This is a genomic window from Streptomyces sp. NPDC087422, assembly GCF_044744145.1.
GTDB lineage: Bacteria > Actinomycetota > Actinomycetes > Streptomycetales > Streptomycetaceae > Actinacidiphila.
In genome coordinates, this window is the sequence record NZ_JBIUXT010000005.1 from 321,103 (window position 1) to 346,509 (window position 25,407).

At 68.8% G+C, this 25,407-nt stretch carries 29 protein-coding genes and 2 pseudogenes; 15 read left to right on the forward strand and 16 right to left on the reverse strand.

What is annotated here, in order from left to right; all coding sequences use genetic code 11:
* The first annotated feature begins 1 nt into the window (after position 1).
* Entirely contained in the window at positions 2–505 is a 504-nt protein-coding gene (locus tag ACIO6U_RS18465; protein WP_401720912.1) for a helix-turn-helix domain-containing protein, read from the forward strand.
* Here ACIO6U_RS18465 and ACIO6U_RS18470 read toward each other — a convergent pair.
* A complete protein-coding gene (locus tag ACIO6U_RS18470) occupies positions 396–881 on the reverse strand; it encodes a hypothetical protein (protein WP_401720278.1) in 486 nt (161 codons plus the stop codon). The two genes, ACIO6U_RS18465 and ACIO6U_RS18470, sit on opposite strands and share 110 nt — an antisense overlap.
* A gap of 594 nt (positions 882–1,475) precedes the next feature.
* On the opposite strand from ACIO6U_RS18470, the gene ACIO6U_RS18475 reads away from it, so the two are divergent.
* From ACIO6U_RS18475 to ACIO6U_RS18490, 4 genes are all read left to right on the forward strand, one after another.
* The gene (locus ACIO6U_RS18475) at positions 1,476–2,168 is read left to right on the forward strand and encodes a PRC-barrel domain-containing protein (RefSeq protein ID WP_401720281.1); all 693 of its coding nucleotides are present in this window, start codon (positions 1,476–1,478) and stop codon (positions 2,166–2,168) included.
* Between the two features lie 279 nt (positions 2,169–2,447).
* Positions 2,448–3,251 carry an alpha/beta fold hydrolase gene (locus ACIO6U_RS18480; RefSeq protein WP_401307606.1) on the forward strand — a complete coding sequence of 268 codons (804 nt, stop codon included), beginning with the start codon at positions 2,448–2,450 and terminating at the stop codon, positions 3,249–3,251.
* Entirely contained in the window at positions 3,251–4,555 is a 1,305-nt protein-coding gene (locus ACIO6U_RS18485; RefSeq protein ID WP_401720284.1) for a PP2C family protein-serine/threonine phosphatase, read from the forward strand. Before ACIO6U_RS18480 ends, ACIO6U_RS18485 begins: the two co-directional genes overlap by 1 nt.
* Positions 4,552–4,905, forward strand: a complete 354-nt coding sequence (locus tag ACIO6U_RS18490) for an anti-sigma factor antagonist (RefSeq protein WP_391047940.1) — start codon at positions 4,552–4,554, stop codon at positions 4,903–4,905. The genes ACIO6U_RS18485 and ACIO6U_RS18490 overlap by 4 nt, the downstream gene beginning before the upstream one ends.
* 88 nt (positions 4,906–4,993) lie before the next feature.
* Here ACIO6U_RS18490 and ACIO6U_RS18495 read toward each other — a convergent pair whose 3' ends face one another.
* Together ACIO6U_RS18495 and ACIO6U_RS18500 are read right to left on the reverse strand one after the other, a co-directional pair.
* On the reverse strand, positions 4,994–5,194 hold the full coding sequence (locus ACIO6U_RS18495) for a hypothetical protein (protein ID WP_401720288.1): 201 nt from the start codon (positions 5,192–5,194) through the stop codon (positions 4,994–4,996).
* Between the two features lie 108 nt (positions 5,195–5,302).
* Positions 5,303–6,493, reverse strand: coding sequence for an MFS transporter (locus ACIO6U_RS18500; protein ID WP_401720291.1), 1,191 nt, complete (start codon positions 6,491–6,493; stop codon positions 5,303–5,305).
* 80 nt (positions 6,494–6,573) lie between these two features.
* Here ACIO6U_RS18500 and ACIO6U_RS18505 point away from each other — a divergent pair, with 80 nt between their 5' ends.
* From ACIO6U_RS18505 to ACIO6U_RS18525, 5 genes are all read left to right on the forward strand, one after another.
* A complete protein-coding gene (locus ACIO6U_RS18505) occupies positions 6,574–6,963 on the forward strand; it encodes a MerR family transcriptional regulator (protein ID WP_266608394.1) in 390 nt (129 codons plus the stop codon).
* Positions 6,964–7,663: 700 nt separating this feature from the next.
* The gene (locus tag ACIO6U_RS18510; RefSeq protein WP_401720294.1) at positions 7,664–7,921 is read left to right on the forward strand and encodes a hypothetical protein; all 258 of its coding nucleotides are present in this window, start codon (positions 7,664–7,666) and stop codon (positions 7,919–7,921) included.
* Positions 7,922–7,929: 8 nt separating this feature from the next.
* A complete protein-coding gene (locus ACIO6U_RS18515) occupies positions 7,930–8,106 on the forward strand; it encodes a toxin glutamine deamidase domain-containing protein (RefSeq protein ID WP_401720297.1) in 177 nt (58 codons plus the stop codon).
* Between the two features lie 21 nt (positions 8,107–8,127).
* Positions 8,128–8,322 carry a hypothetical protein gene (locus ACIO6U_RS18520; protein ID WP_401720300.1) on the forward strand — a complete coding sequence of 65 codons (195 nt, stop codon included), beginning with the start codon at positions 8,128–8,130 and terminating at the stop codon, positions 8,320–8,322.
* Between the two features lie 363 nt (positions 8,323–8,685).
* The gene (locus ACIO6U_RS18525) at positions 8,686–9,198 is read left to right on the forward strand and encodes a hypothetical protein (RefSeq protein WP_401720302.1); all 513 of its coding nucleotides are present in this window, start codon (positions 8,686–8,688) and stop codon (positions 9,196–9,198) included.
* Between the two features lie 198 nt (positions 9,199–9,396).
* Here ACIO6U_RS18525 and ACIO6U_RS18530 read toward each other — a convergent pair whose 3' ends face one another.
* The 8 genes and pseudogenes from ACIO6U_RS18530 to ACIO6U_RS18565 all read right to left on the reverse strand — a co-directional run bounded on the left by ACIO6U_RS18530 (position 9,397) and on the right by ACIO6U_RS18565 (position 16,428).
* Positions 9,397–9,615 carry a hypothetical protein gene (locus ACIO6U_RS18530; RefSeq protein WP_401720305.1) on the reverse strand — a complete coding sequence of 73 codons (219 nt, stop codon included), beginning with the start codon at positions 9,613–9,615 and terminating at the stop codon, positions 9,397–9,399.
* A 146-nt stretch (positions 9,616–9,761) separates the two neighbouring features.
* Positions 9,762–9,980: pseudogene (locus tag ACIO6U_RS18535) on the reverse strand (transposase); the annotation flags it as partial.
* Between the two features lie 75 nt (positions 9,981–10,055).
* On the reverse strand, positions 10,056–10,352 hold the full coding sequence (locus ACIO6U_RS18540) for a winged helix-turn-helix domain-containing protein (RefSeq protein WP_401720308.1): 297 nt from the start codon (positions 10,350–10,352) through the stop codon (positions 10,056–10,058).
* A gap of 42 nt (positions 10,353–10,394) precedes the next feature.
* Positions 10,395–12,248 (reverse strand): SGNH/GDSL hydrolase family protein, encoded by a 1,854-nt coding sequence (locus tag ACIO6U_RS18545; protein ID WP_401720311.1) that lies wholly within the window; start codon positions 12,246–12,248, stop codon positions 10,395–10,397.
* Positions 12,249–13,958: 1,710 nt separating this feature from the next.
* Positions 13,959–14,252: a VOC family protein gene (locus ACIO6U_RS18550; protein WP_401720314.1), complete on the reverse strand. Its 294-nt coding sequence runs from the start codon at positions 14,250–14,252 to the stop codon at positions 13,959–13,961.
* 242 nt (positions 14,253–14,494) lie between these two features.
* Complete coding sequence (locus ACIO6U_RS18555) at positions 14,495–14,674, reverse strand: hypothetical protein (RefSeq protein WP_401720317.1); 180 nt, start codon at positions 14,672–14,674, stop codon at positions 14,495–14,497.
* A gap of 294 nt (positions 14,675–14,968) precedes the next feature.
* Positions 14,969–15,496 (reverse strand): hypothetical protein, encoded by a 528-nt coding sequence (locus tag ACIO6U_RS18560; RefSeq protein WP_401720320.1) that lies wholly within the window; start codon positions 15,494–15,496, stop codon positions 14,969–14,971.
* A gap of 281 nt (positions 15,497–15,777) precedes the next feature.
* Complete coding sequence (locus ACIO6U_RS18565; protein ID WP_391047918.1) at positions 15,778–16,428, reverse strand: hypothetical protein; 651 nt, start codon at positions 16,426–16,428, stop codon at positions 15,778–15,780.
* A 268-nt stretch (positions 16,429–16,696) separates the two neighbouring features.
* Here ACIO6U_RS18565 and ACIO6U_RS18570 point away from each other — a divergent pair, with 268 nt between their 5' ends.
* From ACIO6U_RS18570 to mgtA, 3 genes are all read left to right on the forward strand, one after another.
* Positions 16,697–17,587, forward strand: coding sequence for a helix-turn-helix domain-containing protein (locus ACIO6U_RS18570; protein ID WP_401720323.1), 891 nt, complete (start codon positions 16,697–16,699; stop codon positions 17,585–17,587).
* A gap of 188 nt (positions 17,588–17,775) precedes the next feature.
* Positions 17,776–17,997 (forward strand): hypothetical protein, encoded by a 222-nt coding sequence (locus ACIO6U_RS18575; protein ID WP_401720915.1) that lies wholly within the window; start codon positions 17,776–17,778, stop codon positions 17,995–17,997.
* A gap of 170 nt (positions 17,998–18,167) precedes the next feature.
* A complete protein-coding gene (gene mgtA / locus ACIO6U_RS18580; RefSeq protein ID WP_401720325.1) occupies positions 18,168–20,861 on the forward strand; it encodes a magnesium-translocating P-type ATPase in 2,694 nt (897 codons plus the stop codon).
* 25 nt (positions 20,862–20,886) lie between these two features.
* Here the strand turns inward: mgtA and ACIO6U_RS18585 are convergent, their stop codons facing one another.
* Positions 20,887–21,579, reverse strand: coding sequence for a cation transporting ATPase C-terminal domain-containing protein (locus ACIO6U_RS18585; RefSeq protein WP_401720328.1), 693 nt, complete (start codon positions 21,577–21,579; stop codon positions 20,887–20,889).
* A 63-nt stretch (positions 21,580–21,642) separates the two neighbouring features.
* Positions 21,643–22,434 (reverse strand): IS21-like element helper ATPase IstB, encoded by a 792-nt coding sequence (gene istB, locus ACIO6U_RS18590; protein WP_401720917.1) that lies wholly within the window; start codon positions 22,432–22,434, stop codon positions 21,643–21,645.
* Between the two features lie 136 nt (positions 22,435–22,570).
* Here istB and ACIO6U_RS18595 point away from each other — a divergent pair, with 136 nt between their 5' ends.
* Positions 22,571–22,855: a hypothetical protein gene (locus ACIO6U_RS18595; protein WP_401720330.1), complete on the forward strand. Its 285-nt coding sequence runs from the start codon at positions 22,571–22,573 to the stop codon at positions 22,853–22,855.
* Here ACIO6U_RS18595 and ACIO6U_RS18600 read toward each other — a convergent pair.
* From ACIO6U_RS18600 to ACIO6U_RS18610, 3 genes and pseudogenes are all read right to left on the reverse strand, one after another.
* A pseudogene (locus tag ACIO6U_RS18600) lies at positions 22,847–24,327 on the reverse strand (transposase). The gene ACIO6U_RS18595 and the pseudogene ACIO6U_RS18600 sit on opposite strands and share 9 nt — an antisense overlap.
* 68 nt (positions 24,328–24,395) lie before the next feature.
* Complete coding sequence (locus ACIO6U_RS18605) at positions 24,396–24,671, reverse strand: hypothetical protein (RefSeq protein WP_401720950.1); 276 nt, start codon at positions 24,669–24,671, stop codon at positions 24,396–24,398.
* Positions 24,554–24,985, reverse strand: a complete 432-nt coding sequence (locus ACIO6U_RS18610) for a hypothetical protein (RefSeq protein ID WP_401720333.1) — start codon at positions 24,983–24,985, stop codon at positions 24,554–24,556. Before ACIO6U_RS18610 ends, ACIO6U_RS18605 begins: the two co-directional genes overlap by 118 nt.
* Between ACIO6U_RS18610 and ACIO6U_RS18615 the strand changes: the two genes are divergently transcribed.
* The gene (locus tag ACIO6U_RS18615) at positions 24,876–25,313 is read left to right on the forward strand and encodes a substrate-binding domain-containing protein (protein ID WP_401720335.1); all 438 of its coding nucleotides are present in this window, start codon (positions 24,876–24,878) and stop codon (positions 25,311–25,313) included. The genes ACIO6U_RS18610 and ACIO6U_RS18615 overlap by 110 nt on opposite strands.
* Positions 25,314–25,407 lie beyond the last annotated feature (94 nt).

The window sequence follows — 25,407 nt, forward strand, 5'->3', positions numbered from 1 at the left end:
CCTGCGACCGCGGCGCGAGCAGTTGGGGCTGAGTCGCGAGGAGGTCGCCGGACGGGCTGGTTCCGCGGGGGGCTACCTCCAGCTTGTGGAGGAGGAGGCCACTGTGCTCGGCGTCACGTTCCTGCCGCGGTTGGCGAACGCGCTGGAGACGACGGTCGCGGAGCTGGTTGCGCAGGGCAATGTGTCGTTCAGAACCGCACCGGACGCGCTGCCCGCACAGGCGGCGGGCACGGATACCGCATTCGAGGCGGATCACCATCGTGCCCAGGCGGGTCACCGGTCGCAGAATCGCCGTGCGGCAGAATCCCGCCGCGGCGGGGCCGTCAGGAAAACCGCGGTGAGACGCGCCGTCGGGGGACCGGTTCGTCCGCTTGCGACCTCAACGCCGGACAGGGTCAATCGCGGCGGACGGGGACGGTCGGGAGACCATGGAGTACGGAGCGGACCGAATCGCCGTCGCACGGGGCGAACAGGGCCGACAACCCCGCGTTCAGGCGGACGCTGACGGAGCGTTCGGAGACTCCGAGCCGCTGCGAGGCGTCGGCGCAGCTCTGGTCACCGATCAGCATCAGCGCCAGCTCCACCCGGTCGAGCGCGACTGACGCCGTCTCGGGGCACCGGTCCCTTATGTGGGGGACGTGAGGTGGGACAGGTGAAGAGCGCGTCCGATGCGTTGTGATGACGGAGTCCGGTGCGGCGAGCACTTCGGCCATGGCGGCTTCGACCACGACCGGATCGTCCGTCATCAGGGCTGACAGGGCGTGGATGGCGATCAGGTGGCGGTCGCACCAGATGATGATCGAGCGTCGGCGGGCGAGGAGTCGCTCGGTTTCGCGGTTCCGGGTGGAAGCGGCGGCCGGCTTCGTTCTGCGCAGAGTCACTGCGGACCTCTTTTCGAAGCGCGGGTCCCGATCACCGGGCGCGGGCGCTGAATTGAGCACGAGTTGAGCGAACCTGCGGAAGGAATGCCGCGCGGTGCCGCGCTCCGGTCACGCGGTGCCCGGGCACTGGTGCGGAGCCTGTGGCGAGGCATGCGGCCCGGTTACGCGAGTGGAGGCAACCACGCCAACAGCGCAGTCCGGAGGCGACAGGGCCGGTCCGGAAGCTCGCGCGGAAGCACTCGGATGGTCGGGCGATGGATCATCGTCTCACTCGCCTCAGGTACGTCCGTATCGACTGTGCGGTATGCCGCTGGGGTCACGGACGTCACGGCAACTGTAGCGGCGTTCGACCACGTCGACCATGATCCGAGGTGATAATCCCATCGGACGCATCCATCCGCGACGGTGGATCGACGGGAACTGCCGAGCAGGGCCCTTCGGCCCCTGGAAGGGCCGTTCGGCATCTGCGCGGACCGCGGGTGCGCGGGACAGACTGCGCAGCGGGGCCGGACGTACGACGTACGCAACCGACCGCCCCGGCGCCCGCACTGATCTCACTGGGCGTCCGCACACGATGCGGAACGAGGAAAAGCCATGACACTCACGACGAGGCCCTTCACCATCGGCGCAGAAGTCTCCGACGAGGACGGCGCCTTCGGGGTCCTGCGCCGGGTGGTCGTCGACCCGGTCGCCAGGACCCTCACCCACTTGGTGATCGAGCCCAAGTACCACCACGCGGCCGGCCGCCTCGTACCTGTCGGTCTGATCGACCAGTCCGCCGCACGGATCGCACTGCACTGCACCACGGCCGAGTTCGAGGCTCTGTCGAGCGCCGACGAGAAGCATTTTGTGCCCGCACCGGACAATGAGTGGGGCTATGCGGGCGGCGAGATTTTCGCTCTCCCCTACTACGGACTCGGTATGGGAACAGGCGCGGTCGCCATGAGGCCCGTTCTCCCGGTTCCTGGGCCGCGCCTCATCACGCGGGACCGTATTCCCACCGGCGAGGTGGAGATCCGCCGGGGTGACGCCGTGCACGCGACCGACGGTGAGATCGGCCGGGTCCAGGGCCTGGCCGTGGACACGGGTGATTACCACGTCAGCCATGTGCTGCTGGACGAGGGCCACTTGTGGGGAAAGCGACGCGTCGCGATCCCCATCGACGCGGTCGTCAGCGTCACCGGCGACGTCCGGCTCAGCTTGACCAAGGACGAGGTACGCGACCTGCCGCCGGTCGACCTCGCCCATGACCCCACACCGAGCGTCGCCGACGGAGACCCTGTCTGAGCCGCAGGGGGGGAGCCTCCGCTGACCGGCACGGCACGAGCCGCGACCCTGTGTCGACGTCTCGGCTCCTGCGGTGCCCTCAGGCGTTGACGCGGGCCAATGGCTGCTCTCGCCCCTGACGGCCAGGGAACAGCAGAGCGGCCGATCCGGGCGGAACGGGATCGGAGCCCCCCTTCGCACGGCGCTCCGCCGGACGGCGGTGATGGAAGCCGGGCCGCAGTCCGCCACGGCCTCGGGTCGCTGCCCGGGGTGGGGCGGGGGGATGGGAAACTGGCGGGTATGGATATCCGTCGCAGGAACAACGTCACCGTCACCGGCTGTGCAGACGGGCCGGTGCTCCTGCTGGCGCACGGGTTCGGCTGTGACCAGAACATGTGGCGCACGGTGGTTCCCGCATTGGCTGAGAGCTACCGGGTGGTGCTCTTCGACTACGTGGGTTCCGGCCGGGCGGACCCGTCGGCCTGGGACGAGCGGCGTTACAGCTCCCTGGAGGGCTACGCGCGGGACGTACTGGAGGTCTGCGAGGAGCTGGACCTGCGGGACGTGACGTTCGTGGGGCACTCGGTCAGCGCGATGGTCGGGGTGCTCGCCGCGGCGAAGGCCCCGCGGCGTCTGTCCCGGCTGGTGATGGTCGCGCCGTCGCCCTGCTACATCGACGACGACGGTTACCGGGGCGGGTTCAGCGCCGAGGACATCGACGAGCTGCTGGAGTCGCTGGAGTCGAACTATCTGGGCTGGTCGGCGGCGATGGCCCCGGTCATCATGGGCAACGCGGACCGCCCGGAACTCGGCCAGGAGCTGACCGCCTCGTTCTGCGCGACCGACCCGGACATGGCTCGCGTCTTCGCCCGCACGACGTTCCTGTCCGACAGCCGCGAGGACCTGAAAACGGTCACGGCGCCGACGCTGGTCCTTGAATGCAGGCAGGACGTGATCGCGCCCCGGGAGGTCGGCGCCTACGTCCACGCGGCGATCCCCGGCAGCCGCCTGGTCACGCTGGAGGCGACGGGTCACTGCCCGCAGCTGAGCGCGCCGCAGGCCACCGCGGGCGCGATCATCGAGTTCGTCGGGACGAGCCGGTGATGTGCAGGACCGACCAGGCGCCCGAGCCGGGCGAGGAGCAGGACGTGGACACCACGGACGCGGTGTTCACCTCACTGCTGGAGGACAGCGCGGAGGAGCTGTACGAGCAGGCCCCGTGCGGATATCTGTCGACGCTGATGGACGGCACCATCGCGAGGATCAACACCACCCTGCTGGACTGGCTGGGCATGGACCGTGCGCAGGTGGTGGGGCGGATGCGGTTCACCGATCTGCTCACTGTGGGGGGCAAGCTCTATCACGAGACGCACTTCGCGCCGCTGTTGCAGATGAAGGGCGAGGTCAGCGGCATCGCCCTGGACATCAGGGCCGCCGGAAAGGCGCGGATGCCGGTGCTGGTCACCTCGAAGGTGAAGACCAGCGAGGACGGTGAGCCCCTGCTGATCCGCACCACCGTTTTCGACGCCCGCGACCGCCGCGCCTACGAGGCGGAGTTGCTGCGCGGCCGCGAGGCGGCTGAGGAAGCCCACCGGCAGGCCGAAGCGGCGCGCCGGCGGGCGGAGGCTGATCGCGTCCGGCTCCAGGAGGCGCTCGCCGTTCTCCAGCAGAGCCTGCTGCCCTCGCAGCTGCCCACGATCCCGGGCCTGGAGGCCGGTTCCTATTACCACACGGCATCCCCCGATCTGCTGGGCGGAGACTTCTACGACCTGTTCCCCCTGGACTGCGGCCGGTGGGCGTTCTTCCTCGGGGACGTGTGCGGCAAGGGGCCCCAAGCCGCCGCGGTCACCTCACTGGCCCGCTACACCCTGCGCGCCGCCGCCCTGCACGATGCCGACCCGGTCACCGTCCTCACCACCCTGAACACGGTGCTGCACGAGCGGTACGCCAGCGGCGAGGGCCGCTACTGCACCGCCGTCTTCGGAGTCCTGGAAACCGATGAGGGCCACGTCGGCGTGCACCTGGCTTCCGGCGGACACCCCTCCGCGGTGATCCAGCGCGCGGACGGCAGCACCGATTACGTTCCCACTCCGGGCGGCCTGCTCGTCGGCGTCCTGCCGCAGGCCCCGTTCACGGCCGCCCGCGCCGATCTGCTGCCCGGCGACACCCTGCTCCTGTACACCGACGGCCTGACCGAGGCCCGCACCGGGCCGGACCGTGAGCTGTACGGCGAGGACGCTCTGTGTGCTTTCATCGCCGCCCAGCCGCCGACGGGCCCGCAGGCTCTCATCACCGCCCTGAGCGGGCTGCTCGCCTCCTTCGGCGACGGGCTCGACGACGACACCGCCCTGCTCGCCCTCGGCATGCCCGCCCCGCTTCCCACCACCGCGAGTGACGAGCTGACATGAACCCTCTGACGATCACCGCCCGAGCCACCGCCACCGGTCCCGTCCTGGAGATCACCGGTGACCTCGACTACGCGACGGCACCCGAACTGCGCAGGGCCGTAGACGGCCTGGCGGTCGCCGCGGGGCAACTGCTGGTCCTGGACCTGGCCGGCCTGGACTTCTGCGACTCCAGCGGGATCAGCGCTCTGCTGTCGGTTCGGAGTCTGGCTATCGAACACGGCGGCGACATGACCCTCGCCGCGGTTCCCGCGAACACCGCCCGCATCCTGGGCATCATCGGCCTGGACCAGGTTTTCACCATCCACCCGGACGCCACGACGGCCACCGCCCGCGACTCCGCCGCCAGTTGATCCTGCTCCGGACAGCGTCAGCCAAGGGGGTCAGCGTCCGGGTGGCCGCGCTATGCCGCCTCCGCCAACCCCGCTGCTGCGCGCTCCATTACTTGCCGCCTGCCTGCTCCAGGGCGGCCGCGTAGGCGTACAGCGCGGCAATGACCGTGGCGCGGTCGGCGGGGTCGAGACCGCGCATGACGCGTTCCCAGGCAGAGGCACTGCCGGAGAGCCATTCGTCGATCGGTGCGGCGTAGGCGTTGGCGGTGGCCCCGGTGCGGCGGGGGAGTTGGAAGGCAATGCCGCCCACGGCACTGGCCGCGCCGGTGATCAGAACGTTGTCTGGTGGGTGCGGCCGCCAGCGGCCGGGCGGGCAGGGAGACCCGCTCGGCCCGGGTACCGCAGCTGGGACGGGGAATCAGGCGTTGATCGAGGCTTCGTGTCCGGCGTCCTTCGCCGATGTCCGTGTCCGGGGCAGGACGAGATAGGTCAGGGCCAGTCCGATCAGGCTCAGGACCGCGCCCGCCAGGCCGGTCCACCGCAGAGCACCGGCGGCGACGATCGCGCCGCCGATGACCGAGCCGGCTGCCGCACCGAGGTTGAAGGCGCCCACGTTGACGGAGACCGCCAGGCTCGGCGCGGCGCCCGCGTGGTGCAGGATCAGTCCTTGCAGCGGGGCGATGGTCGCGGTGGCGAACAGACCGAGTGCCAGGACTGCCGCCACGGCGGTGGGCTGCCACACCACGGCGAACGGGATGAGCGAGAGCGTCGCCGCGAGCCCGCCGAAGACCCCGCGTACGGTGGCGCTCATCGACTTGTCGGTCAGCTTTCCGGCGGTGAGGTTGCCGAGAAAACTACCCGCGCCGTAGGCGAGCAGCAGACCGGAGACCGCGTCGGCGGAGAAGCCGGAGACCCGGGTCAGCAGCGGCGCGATGTAGGTGAACAGTGTGGCGACCCCGGAAAAGCCCACCGCGGTGGTGGCGATGGCGAGCATGACCGGCCGACGGGTCACCACGCGTATCTCGTCACGCAACCGCGTGGACGGGGCTTCCTGACGGGGCAGTACGGCGGCCAGGAGCACGGTGCCCACCAGGGACAGAACGGTCAGCGCGGCGAATGGAGCCCGCCATCCGGCGCTTTGCCCGAGCAGTGCCCCCAGGGGCACTCCGAGGAGCGTGGCCACGGTGAAGCCGGAGGCCACGGTGGCGATGGCCGAGCCCGTCTTCTCAGCCGGGACCACCCGAACCGCCGTCACCAGCGCCAGCGCCAGGAAAGCGGCGTGACTCAGCGAGGACACCACGCGGCCCACCAGGAGCAGGCCGAACGACGGCGCCACCGCGCTCGTCGCACTGCCCGCCGCGAACAGCAGCATCAGCCCGATGGCGAGGCCCTTGCGCGGCAGACGCGAGGTCAGCAGGGCCATGAGCGGCCCTCCGACCACGACTCCGAGCGCGTATGCGGTCACTGCCTGTCCGGCGGTTCCCACGGAGACGTCCAGATCCTCGCCGACCTGGGGCAGCAACCCGGCGATCAGGTACTCCGAGGTACCCACGACGAAGACGCTTACGCACAGTGCGGCGAGCGTCGCGAAACCCTTGTTCACCTTCATGCCGCAGACGCTAAAGTCTCACATGGGTATGAGAGTCAAGCCCGAACGGGCAATGTCCGCGCGACTGTCAGGAGGTCCCTGTGCGTATCGGTGAGTTGTCCCGGCGGACCGATGTGGCCGTGTACCTGTTGCGCTACTACGAGGAGCAGGGTCTGCTCCATCCGCAGCGTCGCCCCAGCGGCTACCGGGAATACGTCGAGGAGGACGTCGCCGTGGTCCGCCGCATCCGCAGCCTGCTGGCCGCCGGCTTGGGCACCTCCACCATCACCGCGGTCCTGCCGTGCCTGCGGGATACCGGCGACCGTCTCGTCCCCACCTGCTCGGACCTGCTCGCCGACCTCCACCAGGAACGCGACCGCATCGCTCAGGCCATCAGCGACCTTCAGGCTTCCATGGACGCGCTCAACAACGTCATCGCTGCGGCCCCAGCCGATGTCACTCGCAGGGCACTGGCTTCACTCGACGTGTGAACGAATCGGCTTTCACCGCCGTACCCCGACGGCGCTGAGGTCCCCAAAGTGGCGCCCGGCCTGTCGAAAGGGTTACGGAGTTGGCCCGCACATGGCCCGGATCTTGGTGACGGACTCCCGCCAGATGCCGAGCAGTGCCCGCACCTTTACTTGTCCTCGCGGCACCCGGATTGCCACCGCGGTCCTGCCCGTGGAAGCGCACCGGCGGACAGGTGCGAGGCAGAAGCGGCCGTGCGGTATCGCGGTCACCGTCGAACAGCCGAGGTCGTGCGAACTGTCCAGGAGCCGCCGGGTCGCCGGGGTCCCTGTGAACGTCTGTCTCGGCTGCGGGCACATGCTCCATGCCGGCCCAGCAACCCCATTCTGATTGCGGAGAACGCCGTCCGTCCGCGGGGGCCGGGGTGGTCGTATGGGCTGATATGCCATACCGCCCAATAGGCGCAGACCAGCGCGTCGGCTACGAAGGGGCTTTGTACCTGTGCTATGGCAGAGTCGAGGCCGAGGTGGTCGTGCTTGTGCTGCCGCGAAGGTGTGGAAGCAGCGCGGCCAACCGCAGGCAGGCCCGATATTCTTGGTACCGGCCGTATCGGTTCGTAAACGGCGCTTTGCGCCTCAGCGGGTCCGCTCGATGACGCGGCGGCCTCGCCGGAGTTCGGTTCTCCCGGAGTGCCGTAGAAGTGAGCGTCCCAGCCGATCGGCTGTGGCTGAGCCTGGCGAACTCCGCGGCGAGATTGTGGACTTCTCCGCTGTGGATCAGGGGGAATATGACCTGGCCTCTACCGCGCTGCCCCAAAAGCCCTGTCAGCAAAGCTGTTACCAACTCGCCGACGAGTACGCCGCCGCAGACCAACTGGTTCAGCAGATCGCCGTAACTGTTCTTGGCGGGGCCAAGGGCGGCAGGAGAGGATCGGCCCTGCTGACGACCGTCGGCCTCTTGGATTTGAGGGGGCGCGCTTGAGTGGCGTCATGGAGGACGTACTCCTCTGGGGCCCAGGTGGTCGCGTTCTCATTGCGGTTACCAGAGGCACGGGATCCAGAATTGGTCATGTCTTCAATGTGGTCAACGTGGACGGTAATATCGTCTTCCTCGACTACCAGTTAGGGACGGTCCAGCCGGTAGACTGGGGGAGTGCTAACTCATGAGGATGAACTGACGAGCTGTCAATGACTGAATTGCTGGGCGCGACCTCTACTTTGTTGTTGCAGGGCGGTGCAGGCCGGGACCCGGAGACGATGAGGCTTGAGCCGGAGCACGCCTACATCGAGGACGGGCACGCAGTCATTCCCTACAACTCCCGAGCCTTTTTGACGAAGGCCGGAAAAGCGAGCGGCTGCTGGGAAATCTACCGGTCCTGGTAGATCTCTCTACTGGAGTGTGCCGATACATGACCATCCAGGAAGTACTGGCACGCCCAGAGGCTCAGGACAGCGAATGATACGGCGATGAGTTCGCCTTGCTTGGCCGGACGGCCCTGCCGTCCGACGGAGTCGTAGCGGTACTGCGCCACGGCTGTGGTTGTCGAGGTGCTCGCGCCGGCGGCGGTTGCCCACAAGTTGATGGCTGAGACTTGTCCCGTGCATCACCCGCCGGTCCTCCCGCCGCAGCAGGCAACCGGCCTCCCGCGAAGCCGAACGCGACTGATCGTTCTCAAGGGCACCACGGTCACCCTGGCACGAAGCGACCCTGACCCTGGGCCCCGAGGCCACTTTTCCATAGAGTCCGTGGACGTGACCATAGTCCTGAACCTCGCCACCATAGTGATCGCCTCTCTGGCATTGCTGCTGGCCCTGCGGCAGAACCGCCTCAGCAACGGAGGGAACCACCTGCCGGTGATCCTCGAAGCCTTCAAGTTAGTCCACGGCCCGGAGTCGACCTACCTCGAAGATGAGAAGTATGTCTTGAACGATCTAGCCCGGCACTCCGTCGACTGCGGCGTTACCGAACTTCCCGACGAAGCTCGCCCCCATGCATTGAAGATAGGGATGTTCTTCGACGACCTCGGCAGGCTCGTCGCTCACGGCATAATCGATCAGGAACTGGTTGTCGGCTCCTTCGGCATGGGAATCGTCCGCATGTGGGACGCCCTGGCCCCATACGTCTACCAACAGAGACACGTCCACAACAACCACTTCTGGATCTACTTCGAGGACCTCGCATCCCGCACCGCTGCTACACCGAACGCCCTGGTCTACGCCGCCTTGGGCCTGCGTTCACGCCCACCTCGGAGCCGGTGACACCCAGCGTCATCGCTCGCCCCACCCAGCACGGCATCCGTCACGGAACTTCAAGCAGGCCCTCAGAACCGACGAGCTCTTTGCCCGCGCGCTCGCTCAACCCGCCCCCCGCCGCGCCACGCCCGGCTGCCGTTCGAGGAGAAGGATCGAAAACAGCTTCTGACACCGTCACCCACACCACGACGCTGCGGTCGGCGCTCACGGCTGCCCGCTGGCGGCGCGGGTGAGGAAAGCGGCGAGGGCGGCGGCCTCCGGATCGGCGGCCGCGAGCCGGGCAGCGAACGCCAGTTGGTCGACGCCCGTGCCAGGATCGAGGCGGGTGAGCGCGGACAGCACGGCGTGGGTGAGCGAAGGGGTCGGCAGGAGACCGGCAGCGGCCGGTTCGACCCGAGCGAACCGGCCCGTCACGCGACTCATCAGCTGGTCGAACTTCGCCCGCCACCGGGCAGGCACTCCGCTGTGCCCCGCGGCCACCGCCTGATTTTCGTTTGTCCACACAACTCACGATGATCAACGGGGGCCGCAGCCATCTCCGCACCAGCCCCGACCAGCAAGGTCACGATCTACGACTGGAGTACTAACAACGGCCAACACAATGAGTTGACCTGCCGCAGGGTGATCAAGCAGCAGGCGAGTTTGAGGATGGCCTCGAGGATGTCAGCTCGTCGTTCCCAGTGGATGCGGAGTCGTTTGAAACCGTGGAGCCAGGCGAAGGTTCGCTCGACGACCCAGCGGTAGGTGCCCAGTCCGGTGCCGTGCCGAGTGCCACGGCGACCGACAGCACGAGCGCCGCAGCGGTGACGCACGAAGCTTCCCGCAGCGCCGGAGCCCGGCGTGGCCTACAGTCCGGCGGAGGACTACGAGACGCGTAATGAGGCCAAGGTCGGCGTCTCCGACGTTCGGCGCATCGTTCCGCTCGAACACCCGCCGGGCTGGCTGCGCCAGGACCAGCTGTGCCGTCTCAGTAACCACCAGGTGCCTTCAACGGTGTAGGAGACGTGGCACAGCGGCCCGATCAGCGTCTTCACCCGCGTCGGCGTCCACCGCTGGTCCGCCCATCCGTGGACTAGCGGACCGCGCTGCAACTCTTGCTCCAGCCGGGCGATCTGCGCGTCACTGAGGCGAGGACGGCCGGGCGAACCCTTCAAGGCCACTCCAGCCTCGCGACACTCACCGGCGGTGTGGCCTGGTGGTGGTCAGACGGCGTCGATCACCCGCCGTACTGCGGATTCGATGGCGCGTTGTCCGGCGGGCAGGGGGTGGCCGCGGTTGTCGCCGCCGTTCCGGCCGACGTCGTAGACCCATGGTGAGGCGCTGCACAGTTCGTGACCGTCGAAGCTGTTCAGGACCGAGACGTAGGTAACGTGAGCGCGGGCGGCCGCGGCCCGGGTGGCGGCATCCATCTGCGCGGCCAGGTCGTTGAGATTGGAGCGCTCAGAAGGTGTGAGCCAGCGGCACCGCCTGGTGGCCGACTGCTGCGCGGGGAACAACCGCGGATAGCCGACCACGACTACCCGGGCATGCGGAGCTGTCGTTTTGACCAGCTGATAGGCGCTCAGCAGCTTCCCCGGGAGCGTCTGGCTGATGTAGCTCCTCGCGTGGGCGACGGTGCGATCCAGGACGCAGTCGCTGAGGAAGCAGTGGGTCAGGATGCGGGAGAAGCCGACATCGTTTCCACCGATAGTGAGCGTGACCAGGCTCGGTGCAGGCCGAAGGGAACGCAGACGGGTCGTCACCTGTGCGGGTTCCCCCTTGAACGTCGAGCTGAGCGCCGAGATTTCCGCCCCTGAACACGCCAGGTGCGCTACGAGATGCACGGCCGCGTCGTCTACCGCCAGCAGCCGGGGCCACGCCTGCGGGCTACGATCGCAGGCGTGGGAAGCGGCGTCGAACGGCGGATTGCCCTCGCCAGAGGAGTAGGAGTCGCCCAGCGCGACAGTCGAGACCGGCGCCGGAAGCGCCGCACTGGATTTCAGGAGCGTGGCGCGAGGTTCGTCCATCCCCAGCCCCGGGCGCGGCATGGACACCAGCACGGTCTGCCAGGTGCCACATAGCCCGTCCGGGGCGGTGCACTGGACTTGTTCGACGTAGAGACGGCCTTCGGCCAGGGCGTACTGGCTGCTGTTTCCGCCTGCGCCGGAGTCGAGCGCGGAGGTGTCGAAGGAGTCCACCGGCGCGCCGGTGGTGTGGCTGTAGGTGTCTACCTGAAAGCTGGTGGAGGTGTACGCGTTATAGGTGACATTGCGCAGCAGCACGATGTGGCCGCGGCTGTCGGCTTGGACGGCGACCGGTGCGTAGGCGCGGTCGCGGGCGTCGTCTCTTTCGGGGACGGTACGGGTGAACAGCAGATGGCCCCTGGGATCGACAGCGATCAGGCGGTCGGTGCTGCTTCCAGCCTGAGTGACAGTCAGCAGGACCGGCACCCCCCACGAGGCAGCGGTCCAAGCGTTGATGAGTGGGTCGGCGCAGTATGGCAGGGTGTAACGGCCGGTGCGGCCACTGATGTTGAACACATCGAGGCGGTTGACCGGGTCGTACCGCCAGCAGTCGGGTTTGGAGGTGGGGCCGCTGCGGTTGGTGAGGTACGCGAACACGTAGCCGTCGGGGTTCACAGCGAGCCGCTGCGGCATCTCGGCAGCGGCGGACACCACGCGAACGCGGCCGATGTCGTTGCCGTGGTAGTCGATGTACCGCACGCCGTCTCCGGCGTAGTTCTCCACTACCAGGCCCCGCCGGTAGGCCCCGACGATGCCGGAAGCGTCCGCGGACCGGTTGGCGAACAGCAATGCCCCGGTCGTCGCGGATATGCCGAAGATCACGGCCTGCCGGCCGCAGTTGGTGTACGCGGTGCCGGCGCCGTAGATGTTGCCGTCTGCGCCCGGGACGAGCTGTCCGTATCCGATAGCGACAGGAGACTGGCCGCACGTCACGCTGATGGGGCGGGTCCACTTCAACGCCGCGCCCTGGTACGCCGCCACGACCGAAGGATCGGTGCCGTTGCCGTGCGGGCGTGGGCGGATGCCTACCGTCAGACCACTGGCACTCACCATGCTGACACAAGACGCCAGCGCTCCTGCGGGCGCGCCGTGAAGCGGAGACCCACCGGCAGTGAACCGCTGCACCATCGGCCCTGTGCTGTCGTTGCCCGTGCATCCCTGGACGCTGGAGTTCCCCTGCAAGTCCGTATGGAGCAGCCCTGAACTCTCAACGGGCTGCTGCCATGCCGCAGCCGACGGCTGCGGCATGTCCTGCGGGAGTTCGGCACGTGCCGCAGGTGCCATGAGCCCCGCCGCTAATAGCATTCCTGTCACCGCTGCGACCAGCGCACGTCGTGTCCCCGGCATGAGTCCCACCCCTCAGCTCACCTCCGCGGACCGCCGGGCGGATCACCCGGGCCAAGCGGAATCAGGCGATGTTAGCGGCCGATGTGTCCTTATGAGCCCTGTTCGCCGTTATTGCCTGTCAGACGCTCATTTGGCATCTCCTCCGATACGCACCGACAAGCACCTGCCTGTCAGCAGGCGCGTCCGCCCCACCGACTCTCCGGTGCCCTCTGCGCCGTCACAGGCCCCGGGCCCGGACGGATCCCGCTTCGAAATTCCCCGGGCCCGCTGTCACCGTGGATGACCCGTCTAACCGAACTGAGTCGATCGCATGGTGTTGACCTGTGTGGACTTGATTGAGTGAGACGGCTGCGCGTTGCGATTCCGTGGACCAGCACAACACCTAACTGTTCGTTCCCCACCAGCACACGCCCCCTGGCCCCTCGCGCGGACTGAACACGCTATCCGCCGACTCCCCCCCGGCCGCTGGCCAAGCGAAGGACCCACCTCGGCGCAGCAACCCCACTCTGAGAACGCGGCCTCATTCCGTCACCCCGCACACGCCATTTCGTCGGTGCTCCTTCGTGTTGGCAGGGACTGGAGCCGGGTGACAGCGCCTCCGGGTCAGATACCGGCCGACGTCCCGGAAACCAGAACCGCCGCTCCCTCCTCGGCAGCAGCGGCTCGATCCGCTCCTACAGCTCATCCGACACAATCCACGGCGAGGCACCAACGACCAGCCCAACGCTCAACTCATAAGCCGGACCCGGCCACCAAAACCGATCCACCTCATTGTGTTAGCCGTTGTATCAACTCGTCTACGTGTGACGCCCCGACCGTGCGGCGGTGGCCGCACGAGTCTGCCCGCCGAACGAGCAGAGCGCGACGACCAGCTGTGAAGCTGAGGGCGTACCGTCTCGCAGCCCCGGCCGTCCACGCCACCGGGTAACGCCCGGGTCTCGATTCCCTCCGATTCCAGTGTGGAATCCAGGTGGGCGCCTGGGGGCCGGCGCGCGGAGGGCATAGAGGCGGTCGGAGTCCCGGGGCGGGTTTCGCCGACTGCGGCGAGCAGTGAGATGAACTGGTCGGCGAAGTAGGGGCTGGGTACGGGCAGGCCGACGTCTTCGGCGAGCAGTTTGCCCGCCGTGCGGGATACCGCCCGCTCGATTCGGGGTGCCGGGCCGGGATGCGGCTTGTACTGGCCGAGCCATGACGCGGTTGTGGGTTCGCCGCGTGGCAGGTGACAGGTACAGGCAGTGGGAGGCTGCGCGGTCCTCACCGGCGGCGTACTGCCACCACCGGCGGGCGTCGTAGGCGGCGTCGGCGAGGTGGAGGATGCAGCCCAGGACGCGGGCCGCAGCGTTGTCGGCAGTTGCTCGGTGACCCATTCACTGAGGTTCACGGCGCCCTGGGCCACGACGGCCTCGCCCAGTTGCGTCAGCAGCGCGGCGGGGCTCTGTGGGCCTGTTTCGCTGCCGCGTGGTCCAGGCCCACCCGGTCCTCGCTGAAGCGGTCCGAGGCGACCGGGCGCAGCCCGAGCAGGGAGTCACCGAGTCGGCAGCTGACGCCGCCGTAGAGGAACGACAGTTCCTCGCGCGTCTTGTCGTCCGCGTCCGCGGGCAGCTCGAAGGCCACGGGCAGTCCGAAGAGGTCCTCGTAGAAGGCGCGGGAGCGGTCGACGCCGGTGACCGTGAGGCGGATATGGGCGAAGGCGCGCGGAGTGATCTGCATCCACCCATCATGTGGCCCGGGCGACGGAACGCCCGGTAATCGGGGAAGCGTGAGCGTTCCGGGTGTTGGTGGCGGCCCGCACGGTACGGGCTATTTTCGACGTCGGATGATGATGTAGTACCCGACGACGATTGCCAACGAGGCGAGGAACACTACGGCAACCGCCTGTCCGGCACCGGGCTCCGGCGTTGAAACGAGGCTGAGCTGACCGAATGCCTGTGTGGGATCAGGGATGCGATGACTCATTTATTGCCAGCGGCGGAGGCGCGGTGGCTGATCCACGCTATAGCCCCGATCATGCCTATACCGAAGACGAGGGGGATGACGGCCAGCGCCCCGTTGCCTTTTGTCGCCGCGCTGACACCCAGAACGATAAGAATGACCGCCGCGAAACCTGCGATCGTCAGAAGCGGTTTGACCATATGTATCTCCTCGCGAGGGTGGGTGCCGCGTGACACCCACCCTCGCCACGGTTTATTACTGAGCGGCTTCTGTGCCAGCGGTGGCCGCCGCAGCGAGGCCGGATGCCAGCACGGTGCAGCCCGTGATGCCTAGGCCGATACTTGCTCTCAGAGTAGGCGCGGCTCCGGCAGCGGCGGCTGCATCGCAAATCGCTTCTGTTCCGATTCCCACCAAAAATCCGACTTTAGCAGCGAACGCTCCGCTGTCGTCTTCGGTTATTACTTTCTTCATCAAACTGGCGAAATATCCGAACTTTAGGCTTTGCCGAAGAATGATCTTTCGTTGGGGTCGGTGTGGTTGATGGGGTCACCGGCGAGGGCGAGGTAGGGGGTTGGTTTTCTGGCCGGAGGGGTCGGTTTGGGTGAAGCGGCCGGGGGTGGGGTCGTAGTAGCGGGCGCCCGTTTTGTACGGGCCGGTGGGGTAGAGGCGTCCTGGCCGTAGGGGGTGTGGTTGTGGGTGCGGGCGGCGTTGGCCAGGCCGAGGACGGAGCCGTCGACGTCGGTGAGGTAGTAGTCCGAAGTGCCCCCGGTTTTGATGGAGTTGAGTGTGCCCTGGGGATCGCGGGTGGTGTATCCGGTGTCGGTTCCTGCGGTGGTGGAGGCGGAGAGTCGTTCGGGTCCGTTGTGGAAGGTGGTCGCGCCGAGGCGGGTGTGTTCGGCGTTGTCGGTGCCGGAGTACGCGGCGGTGTAGGCAGTGCTGCCGGCGGTGAGGGCGGTGAGCTGGTTGAAGGCGTAGGCGGTCCTGGTGTCGGGGCACGTGAAGAGGGTGTCGACGCCGGTCATGTTGCCCGCCGTGTCCAGGCAGTAGTGAACGGGGGTGGGGGTGTCCGCTTTGGTGAGCCGGTTGTCCGGACGGGGTTACCGGGCGCCGAGTCGTCGTTCATCGTCTCGCACGAGCTGCCCCTGTACGCCGACGCCTACCAGCACTTCGACGACCGCGACCGGGGATGGACGAAGGTCGTCCTGAAGCCGTGACCCGGCGCAGTGCCGCGGCCGGGCGCCGCCCAGACGGCGCCCGGCACCGGGACAGGCGCTCAGGACGAGCCCTCGGCCCGCGCTCCAGGTCAGTGGCAGGCCGGCAGGTGGGCGGCCTGGACGAAGCCCCAGCGGCCGGACGCGGGGGCGTAACCCAGGATCCAGGCACGGGTGTCGTGCTTACCGCAGTGCTCGGTGGTGAGGTAGAAGGCATCGCCGGCCCGGACGTTGCCGATGGCGAAGGACTTCCCGGCGTCGCGCAGGGTGCCGACCTGCCCGGTGCCCACGTGGACGAGCCCCCGCTTGGACTTGCCGGCGTGCGGGGCGCTCATCGCCACCGACTTGACCGCCCCGCTGCCGCCCACGGCACGACGGTCGGGGAGCTGGCGGTGGTGCGTGTCGTAGGCGTGCGGATCCGTCAGGCAGGATGTGGCGACGAAGCCCCAACTGGGCTCCCCGGCTGCTCCGTAGTCCTTCACCAGCGCGTAGCCGCGGTAGGTGTACCGGACTCCCACGTGGTAGGAGCCGCCCTTCGGCGAGCGCTGCGGCTTCGTCCATCCCCAGTCAGCGACGCCGGCCTTGGGGTAGTTGGCATGGATGAAGCAACTCGGCTGCGAAAGAGTGGTGGAGTGGGTGTACTTGTCGCCTTGCCCGTTGGCGGCGAAGGCGGGGGCCGCCAGGACGGAGGCGGACGCCGCTACTGTGGCGGCGGCGAGTGCGAAAGGCTTCCACAGACGCATGGGGGATCTCCTGATGTCGTGTCGTCGAGGTGTCGTCATGTCGTCGCGCCGGTGCGAGCCGGGGCGTCCGGCCGGGGTTCCGGGCCGGGCAGGCTACGAGCCCGGGGGCCGGGGCGGCCGGGGCGGCCGGGCGTCCGCCGGACAGCGGCGCCACTGACAGGTCTAGGTGTCCAGGGGGGTGTCCGCCCAGCTCTCCGTGTCCGCGGACGTCCGCGGACACCGGCGGACACCTGACGCGGGCAGAGCTTTCGAGGGGACGAGGAACGGGATGACACAGGCACCGGACCCGGTCGCGGCATGGCACGACCTGATGGTGGCACTCGTGCGGCGATCCGGGCTGAGCGTGCGCCAGCTCGCCGCCAGGGCGGGCTACAGCAGCACCTACTGCAACGAGGCGACCAACGGCACGCGCGTCCCGCCGTGGCCGGTGGCCGAGGCGATCATCACCGCCCTCGGGGACGGTGCCGAGGCCCGATTACCCGCCTGGCGTGCCGCTCGCCAGGCCCTGGGGATGTCCGCGGACACCGGCGAGAACGCCGACGCCGGCCCGCTCGTCCCCCCGGCCGCCACCCCGCCGGGAGTGCCGGGAGCAGCCGCGCCCCGCGGGCCGGCCGAAGTCCCGCCGACGCCCCCGGCCGAGGCTCCCCCGGGGGTGCCCGCCACCCCTGACCCGCGCCCGGCGTCCGCCGACGGGCCCGCGACCCCTGCCGCCGGGCCGACCGCACAGCCGGCGCCGCCCGGAGCCACCCCTGCGCCGCGGTCACGGCAGCGGCGGGTCCTGCTCACCGCCTCAGTGACCGCGGTCGTGATCGCGGCGCTCGGCTACGCGGCCGTCGCGTTCCACCCCACCGGACACCGGAACGGCGCCGTCCCGTCCGGTCCCGGCCGCACGCCGGGGCGGTCCCAGCCGGACGACTTCCCCTGCCGCGCCACCCGCCAGTACGTCGTCACCAGCGACGGCGACGTCCTCGACGCCCACGGCGCCCCTGTGGGCGACGGCATCCACCGCGGCGACTACTTCGACCTGGCCCCGGAACAGCCGCACAGCCACTACGCCCACCGCTACTACGGCTCCGTCGTCGGACGCGAACTCTCCGGCTACGTCGACCAGGCCAGGATCCACCTGAGCGGCACGGTATGCCTCACCCCCCGCCGCTGAGACGCCGGCAGGCCAACGGATCGCGCCGTGGCCGACCGGCCCTGCGGACGCCCAGGTGCCCCCGCGCAGGCAGAGGTCGCTGGTCTGCGCCGGGGGTGACGGGGTGACGGGGTGACGGGGCAAGCGCGTACGGGCCGACACCCCTGCTCGGGGACAAGGGCTACGACAGCAACCCCAACCGGCGACAACTGCGCCAGCGCCGGATCCTGCCGGTCATCTCCCGCAAGGGATCACGGGACATCATCGGCCTCGGCAGGCTCCGCCACGTCGTCGAGCAGACCTTCGCCCAACTCCACCAGTTCAAGCGACCTGCCGTCCGCCGGGAACGACGCCTCGACCTCCACAACGCCTTCGTCTCACTCGCCTGCGCACTCATCTGCTGGCGACGCCTCAACAACGCATCCTCATGATCGTGTTACGAGTTCTCAGGTGTCAACGCCCGCTTCGGTCGCATGTCAACGCCCGCGAACCTGCCCGCACGTTGGCGCGCGTGGCCACTCACCGGTGACGCGCGTACGGTTGGCACGATGCCCCGGTCCCCGGCAGCGGGTTTTTGATCTGTCTGGAAGAGGCGCATCGGGTGCATGTATTTCACGGAAACCCAAGGGCGCGTGGGCGCGCAACAGCGGCGCCCGGGGGCATCGACGCCCGGACGCCGCACACGGTCACTGCGGCGGCCAGCCTTCCGGCCGACCGTGTCGTCGGCGAACTGGCCTCCAGCAGGGACGGTCTTCCCGCGAAGGCGGCGGCGGAGCGGCTGCTGCGATGGGGGCCTAACGCCGTGTCGTCGCACCGCGCCCGGGCGCTTCCCGTGCTGTGGCGGCAGCTGCGGTCTCCGCTGCTGGGACTGCTGCTGGCAGCCGCGGCCGTCTCCTTCGGCGTCGGAGAGCGCAGCGCCGCCGTGATCATCGCGGTGATCGTCGCCCTCTCGGTGGGCCTCGGCTTCGTCAACGAGTTCCGGGCCGAGAAGGCCGCCGAGGCGCTGCACAGCCAGATCCGCCACCAGGCGGTCGTCTTCCGCGACGGCAAAGCGGTGAGCGTTCCGGTGACCGACCTGGTACCGGGAGACGTGGTCAGCCTCCGGCTGGGTGACATCGTGCCCGCCGACGTGCGGCTGCTGGAGGCGACCGACCTGGAATGCGACGAGTCCGTCCTCACCGGTGAGTCGCTGCCGGTGTCCAAGGCGACGGACCCGGTTCCGGCCGGGACGGCGCTGGCAGACCTGACCTGCTGCGCCCTGATGGGCACGGTCGTCCACTCCGGCAGCGGCCGCGCTCTGGTGGTCTCCACCGGTGCCGATGCCGAGTTCGGGAAGATCGCGGTCGGGCTGAGCGGCCACCAACTGGAGACGGAGTTCCAGCGCGGGCTGCGCCGATTCTCCATGCTGCTGGTCTACGTCGCGGGCTCCCTCACCGCGTCGATCCTCGTGATCAACGTGGCGCTCCACAAGCCGCTCATCGACTCGCTGCTCTTCTCGCTCGCCATCGCGGTCGGCATCACCCCCCAACTGCTCCCGGCTGTCGTCTCCACCAGCCTGGCCGCCGGGTCGCGGCGCATGAGCCGCCGCAAGGTACTGGTCAAACGCCTGGTCTGCATCGAGGACCTCGGTGACGTCAACATGCTGTTCACCGACAAGACCGGCACCCTGACCCTGGGGCGCATCGACTTCATGCGCGCCGTGCCCGCAGGCGACGACTCTCCCGAACAGGTACTGCGCTGGGGCCTGTTGAGTACCGAGAGCAATGCCGCCGACGGCTCGGCGGTGGGCAGCAATCCACTGGACACCGCCTTGTGGGACTCACCTGCGGCCCAGACCCAGCACACGGCTCTCGCCGCCTGGACGCAGGTGGCGGTACTGCCGTTCGACCACCAGCGGCGCATGGTCTCCACCGTGGTCCGCGACGGCTCCGGCACGGCGATCCTGGTCACCAAGGGCGCCCCGGAGAGCGTGCTGGAGCGCTGCGTCGACGTACCGGACACCGCCAGGAAGGCGCTGGAGGCCGAGTTCGCCGCGGGCAACCGCGTCGTGGCCGTCGCCACCCGGCCGGCTCCCGGTTTGCGGAAGCCCACCGCCCCGGACGAGAACACCCTGCACCTCAGCGGCCTGCTGGTATTCCTCGACCCGCCCAAGCCCGATGCGGCAGCGGCGCTGCTCCGGCTCGCCGGCCTGGGGATCGACGTCAAGATCGTCACCGGCGACAACCCCGCGGTGGCGGTCCGGGTCTGCCACGACCTGGGTCTGCCCGCTGCCACCGCCCTGACCGGGACAGACCTGAACACGCTCGACGACAACCAGCTCATCGAGGCGATCGAGCGCACCACGGTGTTCGCCCGCGTGAGCCCGGAGGACAAGGCACGCATCGTCCGTGTCCAGCGCACCACCGGAAACGACGTGGCGTTCCTCGGTGACGGCGTCAACGACGCCCTCGCCCTGCACGCCGCGGACGTCGGGATATCCGTCGACTCCGCCACGGACGTGGCCAAGGACGCCGCCGACGTGATCCTGCTGGAGAAGGACCTCGACGTCCTCGCCGACGGGGTCACGGAGGGACGCCGGATCTTCGCCAACACCATCAAGTACGTCCTCATGGGCACGTCCAGCAACTTCGGCAACATGTTCAGTGCGGCCGGTGCCTCGCTCTTCCTCAGCTTCCTCCCGATGCTGCCGTCGCAGATCCTGCTCAACAACCTGCTGTACGACTCCAGCCAGCTCGCCATCCCCACCGACAACGTCGATGAGGCGCAACTGCGCCGCCCCTCGCACTGGGACATCGGTTTCATCCGTCGCTTCATGATCTGCTTCGGGCCGATCAGTTCGGTCTTCGACTTCGCGACCTTCGGCGTCATGCTGTGGGTCTTCCACTCCGGTGCGACGCAGTTCAGGACCGGCTGGTTCGTCGAGTCACTCGCCACCCAGACGCTGGTGATCTTCGCCATCCGTACCCGCCGCATTCCGTTCTGGCGCAGCCACCCCAGCCTTCCCCTGGTGCTGGCGGCGTTCGGCGCGGCTGCGGTCGGCGCCGTACTGCCGTCGACTCCGCTGGCCCACACCCTCGGATTCCAGCCTTTGCCGGCAGGGTTCTTCGCGGCGCTGGCGGCCCTGACCGTCTGCTATCTCGGACTGATCGAAGCGGGCAAGTGGCTCTTCTACCGCACCTTGCCGTCGCCGGACACTGTTCCCTTGCCACACGCGGGTCACCGGCGCCTGCTGCGACGGCGGGCCGCACGCTTCAGCTCGCTGAAGCGTGCGGCAGGCGGCACGGCCCGGGTGTAGGCGTGTACTGACCCTGAATCGATGACTACGGCGTCCCGGCCCTCTGGCCTGGTGCGTTCCGGCGCCGGAACCACCGGAGCAGTTCGTCGGCTTCCCAGACGATGAAGGGGAACGGCGCGATCACGGCCAGTTGCGACGGGCCGAGCGACGCGGTGCCGAAGATGTCCTGGAGCGGGGGCGTATAGACGACGGCTGCCGTGAAGACCGGTTCGAAGGCGATGCCCCACGGCAGGCGCGGGTTGGACCGCAGGCCGATGGTGAACAGCGAGGCGTGGTCGGTCCGGGCGGCGAACGCCGTGCCGATCTGGCAGGCGACGATGCCGGCGAATGTGATGGTCGTGGCCTGCAGATAGGCGTGGTGAAGGGCCGTACCGCCGCCGGTGGGGTCGCCGGGGTGCCAGCCGGCCCGCCAGAGGGTGAAGAAGAAGCCGCCCATGACCAGGACCGCCGAGATGCTTCCCAGGAACGCCCAGGCGCGGATGAGCAGCGCCCGGTCGATGACTCCGGCGGTGCGGGGTCGCGGCGGCCGGTCCATCACTCCGGGTTCGGCGGGCTCGCGTCCCAACGCCAGCGCGGGCAGCGTTTCCGTTCCGAGGTCGATGGCGAGGATCTGCAGGACCGTCAGCGGCAGCGGCACCGCGCCACCGGACAGCGCGACCACTTCGCCGCGGGCGCGCAGGGTGTCAAGGGACAGCAGGAGTTCCCCACTCGCGGACAATTGATCTCCCCACTGACGGACGCTGGAAATCCCCGGTGGATTGCTGATCTCGCCGCTGGTTGGTCAGCCGAGCGGGGCGACGCCGCGGCCGGTGGTCGCCTCGGCGAGACGATGGCTGTCGCCCTGCGTTACGACGACGTGAGCGTGGTGCAGGAGCCGGTCGACGGTCGCGGTGGCGAGGGTCTTGGGCATGATCTCGTCGAATCCTGAGGGATGCAGGTTGCTGCTGACGGCCAGACTTCGCCGTTCGTAGGCGGCATCGACCAGCCGGTAGAAGCCTTCGGCGGCTTCCGGCGAGACCGGTAGTAGCCCGATGTCATCAACGATGATCAGATCGGTTCGGGTGATCCGGGTGATGGCCTTCGAGACGGAGTCGTCGACGCGGTGACGACGGATCAGGGCCCCGAGGTCTTCGATGGTGAACCAGGCGACCGTCATCCCGGCGTCGACCGCGTACTGGCCGAGCGCTTCGCTGAAGTGCGACTTCCCGGTCCCTGACGGGCTGACGGCGCAGAGGTTCTCGCGCCGGCCGACCCATTCCAGGGTCCGCAGCGCGGACTGCGTCGGGATGGGGCTCGAAGACGCCCCCTCGTTCCAGATGTGGAAGGTCTTGCCGGTCGGAAAGGCCGCGCGCGTGCGGCGGGTGCGGAGGTTGGCCGCATCGCGGTTGGCCGCATCCTCGGCCAGAAGGGCCCGGACGATCTCGGCGGGATCCCAGCGCTGGGCCGGCGCGGTGGGGACGATCTCGGTCGTCGCCCGGCGAATGTGGGGCAGCTTCAACCTGCGGGTCAGCGCGATCGCCTCGTCGAACGCGGTGCCGGACGTCGCGGCGACCGCCGAGGCCGGTGCCTGCATGCGGGGTCGCGTCGCGGCCGGTTGGGCGGGACTGTCCTTCAAGAAACAGGTGCTCTTTCCAGGTCAGGGGCCGACGCGGATGCCCGTCGGCCAAGATGGTGGAGTTGCTGTCATGGGGGTCAGATAGGTTGCCCGGATGACTGACACGGACCCGCTGGTGCCCGTCCTCGCCGGACTCGTGGTCGACATCGTCTGGTTCCTCGACAGCTGCGAGGACGACGAGGTCGACCCCGACTCCGCGGTGAAGATGATGGAGAGCGTCGCCTGGGTCCTGGGGCGGCTGCCCCAGGACCAGCGCGACCGGATGCTGCAGGTTCTGGTGGACCTGGCTGAGGCCGAGGAGACCCCGAGCCGGCGGGAGTTCTTGGAGAAATTCCCCGTCGCACTCGGGCTGATCGACGAGCCCGAGCACTCAGACTGAGCCGAAGCCCGACCAGGCGGAGGCGCCCGGCTGCAGGCTGTGGGTCTCGCTTCGGCGGACCGGCTCTGCGCGGTCGTGCTCGTCCTGGTGGCCCAGGATCGACAGCAGGTCACCCTCGGCGAACCGTCCGACCGTCGCCGCGGCGCCGAGCGCACGGTCGACGTCGGCCGCTCCGTAGAACTTGGCGAGCTCGACCGCGTCGGCCATCTTCGCCCTGATCCTGCGGATGCCAGTGGCGGCGGCCTCCATCAGCCAGGTCGCCGCCCCTGGCCCGATGGCCAGGAACTGGGCCTCGGCCGGGTTCTTCGGCTTCGGCGTGCGCTCGCCCCGCGGGGCGTTGGGGTAGTGCTCGTCGGCGATCCGTGGGCTTGCCGGCGCCGAGCGAAGGTGGCGGGCGACCTCGACCGCGCTGCCTCTGCTCATCGCGGTGACGATCAGCTCGTCGGAGTGGAAGCGTACCCAGACCCGCTCGTCGACGAACTGGTGCGGGACCGAGTAGCGGACCGACTCGACCGAGATCGTGGAGTCCTTGCCGACCCGGCGGGTCTCGCCGAACCCGGCGGTGAACGGCTGCTCGGGCACCGGGTGCAGCCGCAGCCGTTCCTCGGTCAGCAGCTCGGCCGGGATCCGGCGGGTCTAGCGGTGAATCCGGCCGTTCACCTCCGTCATGAAGTCAACGCATGCCTGCTGGAGTTCGGTGAAACGTCGTAGTCGGGGCGGAGATTGACCGCTGTGGGGACCAGGTCCCGCTTCGCGATCCTCACCGTCGCCTCCGTGCCGCCCTTCGAAGCCGGATCGGCCGGCATGCACGAGCGGACGACCGTGCCGTAGTAGCGGGCGATCGGCACCAACTCAGGATTGCGGACCGCGATCATGGCCACGTGCTCGACCGTGACGGTCTTCTCGTTGTCGGTCAGGCAGTAGGTCGGGACCCCGCCCAGCGTGCGGAACGTCGCGTCCAGGCAGGCCGTGACCGTGGGCAAAGTCTTGTCGAGTACCGGGATGACCACCCGGAACCGGGACCAGGCCAGCCACGCGCACCACAGACTCGTGCGTCTGCCGTCGATCCGCGGGCCTTCGCCCCAGTCCCACTGCAGCCATATCGCCGGCTCGGGTATCCACGGCCGGAAGACCCTGCGGTTCCCGGCCCGATAGGACTCCTTAGCCGCCGCGACGGCCCGCCAGGTCGTGCGGTCGGTGCCGGTGAAGCCCATCGCAGCGATCTTCTTGTGAACAGCGTCGGCGCCGACCCGGCCTCGGGACCGCTCGACGAGCTCCTCCACCTTCGGCAGGAAGTCGTCGACCAGCTTCGATCGCACCACCCGCTCGGTCGGATCGACACCCTGCCCGCGCAGCTGCACATAACGGCGCACGGTGTGGTGGTCGCAGCCAGCCAGCTCGGCCGCCTTCCGGTAACTCCCCGTGAGGTCGTGGGCCTCAAGAATCTCCATGATCTCCTCATCGCTCTTCACCCCGCCCACTCTGAGTCATGGGCTGAATGGGTCTGCGGGGAGATCAGCTGTCCATCACCGGGGAGATTTCATGTCCACCAGCAGGGAGCCCAACTGACCGCCAGCGGGGAGTCTTCCTTGTTCCTCTGACACAGGGCCTCGCAGATGCGCAGTTTCGCCTCGGGAGACGTCCTGGCGAACACGATCTCCTCGTCGCCCGAGATGAGGGCGTCGAGGCCGTCGTCACTCATCGCGTCCAGCGCCGTGCCGGCCACGACCGGGCTGCCCTTGCCGCCGATGCCGACCTGGCGGGCGATTTCAGCGGCGGTGAGTCCGTAGTCACCGGTGACGACATGGATCCGCATGCCTGCCCGGTGCGCGCCCTGCACTGCCTGGGGCGACACCTTCGCGGGGCGGGTCGGCCATCGCCACCAGACCGACCGGGGGCAGCCCGGCTTCGGCTTCCTGCCTGTTGTCCAGAGCCCCGGGTACGACGCGCCGGGCGACGCGTTTCGAGTGCGCCCTTGGTGTGCACCACGAGGTCACCGGAGGTCTGGTCCACCGTCGACATGCGCTTGAGGTGGGCGTCGAAGTGGAAGACCGCCCGGCGTGCGGCCGTACGCTGCGATGAGGTCACTCCTACCCCGAGCTCCGATGCCAGCCCCCCCGCCAGGGACATGGTGCACGACGGCCTCGACTTCGACGGTGTCTTCTGCGCGACCGGCACGGTGGCGATGGGCGTGCCGCGCGGCCTCGCCGACTCAGGGGTGCGGGTGCCCGGTGAGGTCAAGCTGATCGGCCTCGACAACGTCGAGACGAGCGCATACCACGCCCCCTCGCTGTCCACGATCGACCCGGACGACGACGCGAGGGCACAGTCCGCGGTCGGCCTCCTGGCCCGGCGGTCGCGTCGTCGGTCAAGGACCAGGAAGGGATCGTCAGCCGCGTCACTCCGGTGGCCAGGGAATCGACCTGCCGATGAGGCCAGATGGACCGCGGCAGAGTGAGCCGACCCGAAAGTGCGTCCCGCGCAGGGGATGACGGGCCCTCGTCGTACTCGCTAGGCTCAATCCAGCAGTGGGAGCGCTCCCACATACCCCG